The organism is Prevotella sp. TCVGH (genome assembly GCF_023522295.1).
Classification (GTDB): domain Bacteria; phylum Bacteroidota; class Bacteroidia; order Bacteroidales; family Bacteroidaceae; genus Prevotella; species Prevotella timonensis.
Genome location: NZ_QFFX01000034.1, coordinates 20275 through 29858, shown reverse-complemented (window position 1 = coordinate 29858; position 9584 = coordinate 20275). Strand labels below are relative to the sequence as shown.

At 46.5% G+C, this 9584-nt stretch carries 5 protein-coding genes; 2 read left to right on the top strand and 3 right to left on the bottom strand.

The genetic code is table 11. The features are described from left to right. Nucleotides 1-176 precede the first annotated feature (176 nt). The 3 genes from DEM91_RS07740 to DEM91_RS07730 form a co-directional block, all read right to left on the bottom strand. Entirely contained in the window at nt 177-4685 is a 4509-nt protein-coding gene (locus DEM91_RS07740; RefSeq protein ID WP_249858526.1) for a DUF2958 domain-containing protein, read from the bottom strand. A gap of 88 nt (nt 4686-4773) precedes the next feature. Further along, nucleotides 4774-6855, bottom strand: a complete 2082-nt coding sequence (gene topB / locus DEM91_RS07735) for a type IA DNA topoisomerase (RefSeq protein WP_249858525.1) — start codon at nt 6853-6855, stop codon at nt 4774-4776. A gap of 21 nt (nt 6856-6876) precedes the next feature. After that, on the bottom strand, nt 6877-8280 hold the full coding sequence (locus DEM91_RS07730) for a DUF4099 domain-containing protein (RefSeq protein WP_249858524.1): 1404 nt from the start codon (nt 8278-8280) through the stop codon (nt 6877-6879). 331 nt (nt 8281-8611) lie between these two features. Between DEM91_RS07730 and DEM91_RS12700 the strand changes: the two genes are divergently transcribed. Together DEM91_RS12700 and DEM91_RS07725 are read left to right on the top strand one after the other, a co-directional pair. Next, the gene (locus DEM91_RS12700) at nt 8612-9109 is read left to right on the top strand and encodes a MauE/DoxX family redox-associated membrane protein (protein ID WP_410525637.1); all 498 of its coding nucleotides are present in this window, start codon (nt 8612-8614) and stop codon (nt 9107-9109) included. 26 nt (nt 9110-9135) lie between these two features. Beyond that, nucleotides 9136-9534 carry a hypothetical protein gene (locus DEM91_RS07725; RefSeq protein ID WP_249858523.1) on the top strand — a complete coding sequence of 133 codons (399 nt, stop codon included), beginning with the start codon at nt 9136-9138 and terminating at the stop codon, nt 9532-9534. Nucleotides 9535-9584 lie beyond the last annotated feature (50 nt).

Genomic DNA, 9584 nt, shown 5'->3' with positions numbered 1-9584 from the left:
ACCACTTTTAGCTGTTCTTTTCCTTTCATCGTTTCTCGAACGATTTGGTAACTGAACTCTTGCTTTTTCACTCCTTTTTTCGCCTATTTACCTTGATGCAACCCAATGAGAATGCAGGCAATATATCTTGTGTTTCAATCAGATACACATTTTTCTCCTTTTCTTGCTTCCAACTCCTATACTTCCGCATAAAACGCAGCCAGCTCCGGCACCTTGATGAATGTACGGAATCGCTCCTTCTGAATAATCTCATTGGTAATAGAAAACTCGTAATCGGTGGATTTTTTTGCGAACACCGCTGCCCATGCGTCAAAGCTGTTGATGCCCTGCTTTTCGAGTGCTTGCGGACGGAGATATTTAAAGAGCAGATATAACTCCGTCAAAGAATTACTAATGGTTGTTCCTGAAAGGAAAGTGGCTCCTAAGTCCTTGCCGGACCTCTCCTGTATGGTACGAATAGCAAAGAGCATGTTTAAGGCACGCTGTGAGCCATCCGGATTGCCCAAGCCCGATACACGGTCGTGGCGAGTATTGAACATCAGGTTCTTGAATTGGTGCGATTCGTCGACAAAGAGGTGGTCGATACCCATCATCTTGAAGTCCACGGCATCGTCTTTTCTTTCGGCGATGCTGTCCTGTATGTTCTGTAACTTGGCTTCAAGTGTCTGCTTGCGCTTTTCCAAGCCTTTGAGCATACCACGGGAAATCTCCGCTCCTTGCATACGCAGGACTTCGAGGTTTTCCTCCACAGAGTCCTTCTCCTTCTGCAAGATAGCCTCTTGTACTTCCAAGGCTTGCGGTATCATGCCGAACTGTTCGTGCGTGAGGATGATGCAGTCCCAGTCGTTGTTTTTGATGTCGTTGAAGATGCGTTGTCGGTTCTGCTTACTGAAATCATTCTTGCCGGGATAGAGTACCTTAGCATTGGGATAAGCTTTCCTAAAGGTATCGGCAATATCGAAGACGTTTGCCTTCAGACCGATAATCATCGGCTTGTTTGCCAGTCCCAACCGTTTCATCTCGTAGGCTGCCGTACACATAATGAGCGTTTTACCCGCTCCCACCTCGTGGTCGCAGATACCGCCGCCATTGGTTTTCAGCATCCACACAGCATCCTTCTGGCTCTTGTAGAGGTCGGCAATACCCAATCGTCTGAGGTCAAGGTCCGGGAAAGTTTGATGCGTGCCGTCAAAGTTGGGTCGTACAAAACAATTGAAAAGGCGGTTGTACCTGTCGGAGAGCTGTTGCTTAAAGGTGTCGGGTGTGCGTCCGAGCCAATCGACAAAGCCCTGTCTGATTTCCTCAATCTTGGCATTTGCCATCTGGATGGCATGTCCGTCCCTTACTTTAATGGTCTTGGTCTCTCCCGTAACCTTATCCGTCACCTCCTTGCTCTTGTTGATGTCGGGAATGGTGTTGTGCAGTGCATGCTTCAGGAGATTGATGCCGTCATAGCGGCGGAACTCCCCCTGTACGGCATACTTGTGCCAGATATTGGCATTCTTTCGGTCGCAGACAATGCTATACTCATCCATATTGGAGTGATATGATACGCCTATCTCCGTCCCAAAGAACTCTGAGGCAAACCTACCATAGACTTTGGCAGGTATCCAACGTTCACCGAGGTTGAAGTCAAGGTCTGCAAAAGGAATGGGTGTCGGCGTGGCTGCACATAGGGCAGCAAGACTCTGCTTTGCTTCTTCGTGGTCAGGATGGTCCAATAGCCATGACTCGATACGCTCCGCCTTTTCTATTACATTGCCCGAAATGAACTTGTCCGCTACCTCGTAAGCATTCTCTTCGGGATTGAAATAGATACGACCTTCCAAGGAAGAAATGATGTCGCTTTCCTCCATATCAGGTAAAAGCGAACTCATGTAGTCAAGTTCCACCGTGCCGTACTTGTTGAGCGATGCGCCCAGTGCCTCCATCGGGTCTGTGGCAACGGTCAGCTCCGTGGTGGAAAATGCCGTAGGATGGTCAAAGATATCCGCCTTGACGTACCTGCCGTTCTCGGAGCGTTCCAAGAAGAGCATTTCCACGCCTGTGGCATCCATCTTAATGATGTCGGTGTTCGCTTTCTGGTTAAAGTAGCCCCAGCGTGCAACATAGTCATCATACAGATGATTGAGCCTGTTTCTATCTTCCCTGTCTTCTGCATGGTTCTCTGCCTCGTAGTCATAGAGACGATGATAGCACTCCCGTATCTCGATATAGCTTTTTAGTCGGGAAAGCTGTGCATACGGCAAGTCCATTGGGTTAAAGGTTGGATGTCGCTTTAAGTCAGAAAGAAACCCCACCTGCCCTTTCTGCATGACAATGGAGCCGTCTCTTAGGTGAGAGTCCGGCAATGATAGAAAAGGGCGCGGTGATGCGTCAAACTCTTTCTTAACCTCTGTTATCGGTTGTGGCTTCCGCTCTTCGGCTTCGTTCATAAAGTCAAAAAGGGATGGCTCAAGGTATGAAGGGGAGGCGGTCTTCTTATTGCCCTTTCCTTTGGTTTTACGTCCCGGAGTGACTGTTGGATGTATTTTCTTGTTCTCCTTTCCTACTTTGTTTTCTGGATGCTTTTGGACTGTCTGAACCTGTGTTTTAGGAGCTTCCTTGATTTCCTTGTTCACGCGCGTTACTTCCTGTGTCCATAGGCTGTATTCTTCTGGAGTAAACAGGGAGGGCTGCTCCGTTTCCTGTCGCTCATCAATACTGTCCATAATGGGATGATGATCCTCATCAAAATAGACAGTCTGCCCGTTCATCTCCCGTGGGGCTTCCACATCGGTGCGGATTTCTTTCACTTCCTGCTCATATTGGCGGTGAAGGCTAAGCACAGGTACTCCCTCTGGGGCTGATTCTTCAATAGTAGAGCCTGTCTCTTGTATCTGTACCGTCTGCTCTCCGCTCGTTTTATCCACTTGCCCACTTACCTTTTCAACTTGGACTTCCTTTTTGGCATTTTCCGTGGAAAGGCTATCCTCCATTGTCGGAGTCTGAACTTCGGGTGCAGCCTTTTCCTTGATTTCCTCTGTCACCACTTCTTCTTTGGTATATTGTCCCCTGACGATTTCTTCCAGTTCGGCTATCTCGTGCAGTTTCTTGGGAGAGAAGTACAGGTCGCGCTCAATGCCCAGCCCATGAATCTTCACTTCCTCCATCTCGTCAAGCGACATATTGCCCAACTCCCAGCCGTAGCCCATCGTGACAGCACCGAAACCTATACGGCTCTTAGGGTCGTACTCCAAAAGATAAGCCGTGTAAGCTCCCTTCGGGAAGAAATAGCGTGCATAGGCGACCTTATCACCTATCAATCCTTTCTCTGTGCTGTACAGTTTAGGTAGTTGCTTTCTGATGCTGTCGGGCATCAGATTATAGGCGTTATCTGCCTCCTTGTCCGTTTTTGGGTCCTCTTTGGGCAAATCAACCGTTATCCCTAACTTATGCAGTTGCTTCTCGGCTTCTTTCTGCCGTTCCTCCTCCTCCGTCATAGGTATGCCTGTTTCATAGAGTTTGCGGTCAAAGCGTTGCTCAACTTCCAAAGAGAGCTGTGTCCTGATACTCTCCGCCATATCATCAATGCTACCATCGAAGCGATATTCCCATGCAGGCTTGCCGTAGGGGTCTGTACCCATCGTGCGCTCCGTGGCAATGGTACGGTGGGCAATATCTTTCCAATCTCCTGCAAAAAGTGAGTTGTGCTTGAAGACGACAGAAGAGCCTTCTTCCTTGGGAACGGAAACAGTTTCTACGAACTGCTGCTCGATGCCCTCGCTGATTTCTTTACCTGTCTGCTTCTGCAGGATGATGAGGTCACTGCCTACGTCTGTTCCTGCATTGTCTGAAAACATGCCCGACGGTAAACGGAGAGCGGAGATAAGGCGGCTGTTTTGCATGAGGTAACGGCGTATGGCTTCATTGCGGGGACTGTCCAATACACCTTGTGAGGTGATGAATGCGAGGAGTCCGCCCTCTTTGAGCGTATCAAGTCCTTTCACAAAGAAATAGTTATGAATGGTTCTGGTTGATTCCCGCTTAAGAGTATCCTTGCCCTTACTATACTCACGGTCATAGACCATGAAATCACCGAAAGGAATGTTACTTGTAACAAGGTCGTACTTGTCCTTGTCTTCTATCTCTCCAATGGCTTCAAAAGGCTCGTTGCGAACGAAAATGTTACCTTTTCCATAAGGATGCAGGGCTTGGCTGATACGGGCAGTGATTAGGTCTTTCTCCATTGCATCTACGACTCCAGCCTGCCTTGCAAAGGTCTCGGCAAAGGCTCCCATGCCTGCCGAAGGGTCTAAGCAGCGACGTATGGGTACATCTACGGAAACAAGTGCATCTGCAATCGCAGTTACAATGCGGGTATCGGTATAGAAAGACGTGAGCACGCTTGCCTTGATGCTCTCCCAGTACCGCTTGGCGGTGTTGGCATCGACGGCTTCACGGTAAATCATCTGTTTGAGCCTTTGGGTTGGCTCGAAAAGTTGTTGCTCCGACTGGCTCCAATAGCGGAGGTCATCGGGGCTATCACATCGATTCAGCACGCATTTCAAGCCACCGAAGCCCTGATAGTTGCGCAATATGTCTTTCTCGGCTTCGGTGGCTTCGCGGCGTTCTTTTTCCAAGCGAAGCACAACACGGATGGCTTCTGTGTTGGTTTCAAGGACGTTTTTCTTATTGTATGCCATAGTGTTTCTTTTTAATTAAGGAGGAAAAGGTCGGAAGATAAAAATACTACCTCCCGACCAAATCTGTTCCTCTTTATTTCTGTCGGGATTATCTCCCTCTTGATTTTCCTTTCCGGCTTTCAAATTCAAAGGATGTGGTATAGTCTTCATTCAGTACCAGACGGGCGTTGAACTTCTTGCCTGCCTTGCTGGTTAATCCTTTGAGAATGGGTGTACGTCCTATGGTTAGCAAATCCCGGATGTAGTCCTCGGTGAGAAGCGTTCCACAAACCTCACGGAAGATATGAAAGTCACAGTCCTCATGCCTACACTTGGCGACCTTGGCATAGATGCCCACGCTCTCATTGCTACATTTGGGGCAGCGATAGGTGGAATAAGACTTCTGTTTGGGAGCCAGCGAGAGGAGTTCCTCGCAGATGGTACCAACGTAGGAGTTGATGCCTTGCGCGAACTTTTCGGGCGGCATTTGTCCTGCTTCAATGGCGGCAAGTGTCAGTTCCCAGCTCCCTGTCATCTCCGCATTGGCGATTCGCTTGTCCTTGACAATCTCATAGACAGCCAAGCCTTTCTCCGTCGGTATGATGGATTTCTTATCCCTGCGGATATAATCACGGAGGATAAGTGTTTCGATGATGTTGGCACGGGTAGCTGGTGTTCCTATGCCGCATTCTGCCATAGCTTTTTTGCTTTCTGTATCCTCGACCTCTTTCCCAGCATTCTCCATTGCTGAAAGTAAAGTAGCTTCCGTATAGAGTGGTTTTGGCTTGGTCTTATGCTCGGTGATTTCTGCATCAAGTACAGGCAAGTTTTCTCCCTCTATCAGGTTTGGCAATGAAGACAAAACCTGTTCTTCACCCCCTTCTTTCTTTTCAGCTTCCGCTTCTTTACCTTTCTGCACGGCTTTCCAGCCCAAGGAGATTTGTCGGCATGCCTTCCAAGTAAAGATATTGGTGCCGTGAGTGAATCGTACCTGCATACGCTCTTCTTCTGAATCGGGAGAAAAAGCTTCAATGAAGCGATTAACCACCATTTGATAGATAGTTGTTTCATCTGCCGATATTCCTGAAGGTGTTTCTCCTGTAGGAATAATGGCGTGGTGATCGGTTATCTTTGTGTTATCCACCGAATGGCGGTTAAGCGGAGTCTGAAGTGTTTCTCCTGTCTTGTGCAGCAGGGCGGGTACTTCCTCGAAAACATCCTCACTGATGTATCGGCTGCCTGTGCGGGGATAGGTTGTGATTTTCTTCTCATAGAGGCTCTGGGCAATTGATAGGGTCTTGTCTGCCGAAAAGCCGTGGCGTCTGTTGGCATCCTTCTGTAAGGCAGTAAGGTCGTACAAGAGTGGTGGCGCGGTATGCGTTACCTTTCTTACGACCGATTCCACTGTAAGCTGGCTCTGACTGCGAAGTGTAGCGAGATCAGTCAGTGCCAATGCTTCACTCTCATAGTCTTTACAGCCAACGGCTTTCAGAGACACGCCCTCTTTCTCTGTAAGGGCGGATATTTTCCAATAGGGTACGGAAGAAAAATCACGATTTTCTATGTACCGACGGCAGACCATAGCAAGAGTCGGGGTCTGTACCCGTCCCAAGGAATAGCCTCCCTTGCGGGCGATAGACAATGCACGGCTTGCATTGATGCCCATGAGCCAGTCGGCTTCGCTTCTTGCCTTGGCGGAATAATAGAGATTGTCGTAATAGTTTCCATGTTTGAGATTGGAAAGTCCCTCACGAATGGCTTTATCGGTGAGGGAGGAAATCCACAAGCGGTTGAAAGGCTTATGGCAGTTTAAGTGTTGGTAGATATATCTGAAGATGAGCTCACCTTCTCGCCCTGCATCGGTGGCTACAACAATACGGTCTGCCTTGTCAAAGCAGGAACGGATGACTTTAAGTTGCTTTAATGCGGCAGGATCTGATACAAATTCCTTGTCCCTGCGCACTTGGCGGACAATAAGTTGGAAAGGATTGGGACGGATGGGCAGGTCTTCAGCTTTGTAGGCGGAAAAACCGTAGGCTTCGGGCATGGCGAGGGTGATGAGGTGTCCCATCGCCCAAGTAACGACATAGTCGCTGCCTTCCATATATCCTTCTTGTTTACTCTTTGCTCCTACGATGCGAGCAATATCTCTGGCTACCGAGGGTTTCTCGGCGATAATACAAGTTGTCATAGTCGATAATAGAATTAAGGGTTACATCTTACGTCCACGGGACTTCCTCTGTTTGTTTTCGTCCTGTTTCTGCTTTTGGGCAGCAGTGGGCTGTGTTTGCCCAGTCTTCAATGGCTCTTTCACGTTCTTCGTGGCTTCGTTGGTCTTGCCGTGGTTGTTCACGGCTACCTGCGTCTTGTGTTCTTCCGCCACAGCTACCACCTTTTCCTTGCCAGCATCCTGCTTCTTGTCAGGATTCCACTTGTAAAAACGTGGGCGGTTCTGCTCCTTGTCCATACGGACGTAGGCATTAAAGGACTTGCCCTCCTTATCGACCATGTTCTTCAAATAGAGTGTGCGACCGCTATCCAAGGCTTCACGCTGTTTTTCTGATAACTCCAAGCCGCAAAGCTTATGAGGGACACCTTGCTGCTGTGTCTGCTGCTGGCGTTCCTTAAAACCACGGTTATTGTCAAAGATGAACTCAATGCCTTTCTTCTCGGCATTGACCTGCAAGGTGGCGTTGAAAGACTTGCCGCTCTTGGCGGTCATACCCTCCACCTTCACGGCTTTGCCTTCCACAAGGTCTTTATACTGAGCGTCAGAAAGGGTAACACCCTTGATTTCCTTGGGGATGTTCACACGGTCGGCACGTAAGGCAACAATTTCGTTGGTCTGTGGATCGATGGAGACATAGGCAGAAAAAGCATTGCCGTTCTTGGGCGTTACTTCGATTGTCTTGCCAAGGTTGCCCGTAGTGAGTAGTTGTTCTTTCTCTTCGGGCGAGAACTTGTAGCCCATATAGGGAAAGTCAAGCTGTGGTTCCTTGCGTAAAGGATGAATTGCCAAACCAATATTGCCGTTATCATCTGTGCGAAATGCAAGACGAGCTTCAGTGTAGATAGTCGTATTTCCAACAGGTACGGCAATCGCCACGAGATTGCTCTTCTGCCAAAAGAGCATTTTTTCTAACTCTCCACTCTGTTCCAATTGTTCGCGGCTAAGACCGAGGTCATTGAGTTGCTTCCAATCAATCTTCGATTCGTCAATGACTGTGGCGTTTTTCTTTTTCGGCAAATAATCGTCAAAGGATACTCCAATCTCTGTCAGTTGCTGTTTGCTTTCGGGCTTCTCACGGCTTTGCAGCATGGTACGCAGGTTGACCACGCCCTGCTCCACATTGCCTGCCAACACCTTGTACAGCCCAAAATGAGTCGGGTTATTGAACTGTTTGAGGAAGTTCGTCATGAAGTTCTTCAAAAGCCCGTCCTTATTATTGAACTTTAGGAACGCTGCCTGATTGGCAGCAATTGCTTCAGTGGTTTTAAGGTTGCCCTTGTCGTCAATACCTGAAACTACGGAAAGTTTTCCCGCTTCTTTCTCGTTCTTTACCTCCGTGCGGTCTTCTAAGACCAGCACATAATTGTCATTGCTGTTTGATTCCATAAGTCATTGTTTAAAGGATGAATAATTCTTTATTGAACTGCAAAATTATAGCAATAATATTGTCAATTTTGAAATAGGGAAGAAATAGGGAAAGAAAGGAAAAATCGTTAATTGCCAATTATTAATTGTTAATATTTTCTAATAACCGAAAAATATGGAGCTTTTTTCTATGAACCTATATCTTTTTTTGCTATATTTGCAACGAAAGATTAGTGACTTGACTATAAAAAACATAATAATCGGATAAGGGAAAGTAAGTTTTAGTTAGGTCATTCTGTCTTTAAATCCCAAGGATTAAAAGATTTAGTACTAATCGTTTGATATTAGCAGTATGGACAATACTCAAACTACCGCAATAATCTTTAGTAAATTTGGCAGGTGTTTGCTTGCCATCATATTGTTGCTGTCTGGAATCTCCAAGTGCTTTTATCTTCACGGCTTTAGTACCGAAGTTTCTCAGTATTTTGAACTGTATGTATCTTCTGTATTTGTGCCTTTTAGTAGTCAGATAGCAATTGCAGCATGCTGTGTAGAGATTTTGTTAGGATTATTATTGTTCTTTGCAAGATTTAATTTGTTCTCAACTTTTACGGTATTTACATTAATGCTATTCTTCTTGTATTTGACAGGAGAAAATTACTTCTTCCCAACTATGTTGGGAAGAATAGAATCCTGCGGATGTTTTGGAGATCTGATCCACTTCTCCGCTAAGGGTTCATTTATAAAGACTTTGGTATTATGTTTAATTTCATTTTGTACTTTTTGTTCCGTCATAAAAAATAAACAGACATGGCTGTATAAAAGGCGAGTAATCCGAAATGCGAAGTGAGTAGGAAACTTTAGAAGATTTTAATTATGAAAAAGGGTTTATTATTATCAGTGATCGTTATTACAGCGTTGGCAGCAGGCACAAGCTACAGGGCCTTTGTTCCAAAGACAACAATTGCAGCTCTCATGCTAGACGAAAACATTGAGGCTCTTACGCAAGGGGAAGAAAATTATCCCCAAGAGCGTACAAAGTGTCTTGAAGAAGGAGGATTTTGGAATATGGCCTCTGTCTGTGCGGATGCAAAAATAGAAATGGTTACTTGTACGATATCAGGGGAAATAACGCTTTTTGGGGTCACCTTGAAGGGTTCCTATACAAAAGGAAGAAAGTACAGTATACCATGGGCGAGATATACATGTACTTCTTCTATAGGTAATTGTTGTAAGAAACAGGGGCTATATTCTGATAAAACGAAACTGGCATAAATAATACATGGTATGTGAAAATCGTTTTCAGATTTCGCAGTTCCTACAAG

Coding starts and splice junctions, on each gene's coding strand:
- DEM91_RS07740 (WP_249858526.1), bottom strand. CDS start 4,685: ATGGCATACAATAAGAAAAACGTCCTTGAAACCAACACAGAAGCCATC.
- topB (WP_249858525.1), bottom strand. CDS start 6,855: ATGACAACTTGTATTATCGCCGAGAAACCCTCGGTAGCCAGAGATATT.
- DEM91_RS07730 (WP_249858524.1), bottom strand. CDS start 8,280: ATGGAATCAAACAGCAATGACAATTATGTGCTGGTCTTAGAAGACCGC.
- DEM91_RS12700 (WP_410525637.1), top strand. CDS start 8,612: ATGGACAATACTCAAACTACCGCAATAATCTTTAGTAAATTTGGCAGG.
- DEM91_RS07725 (WP_249858523.1), top strand. CDS start 9,136: ATGAAAAAGGGTTTATTATTATCAGTGATCGTTATTACAGCGTTGGCA.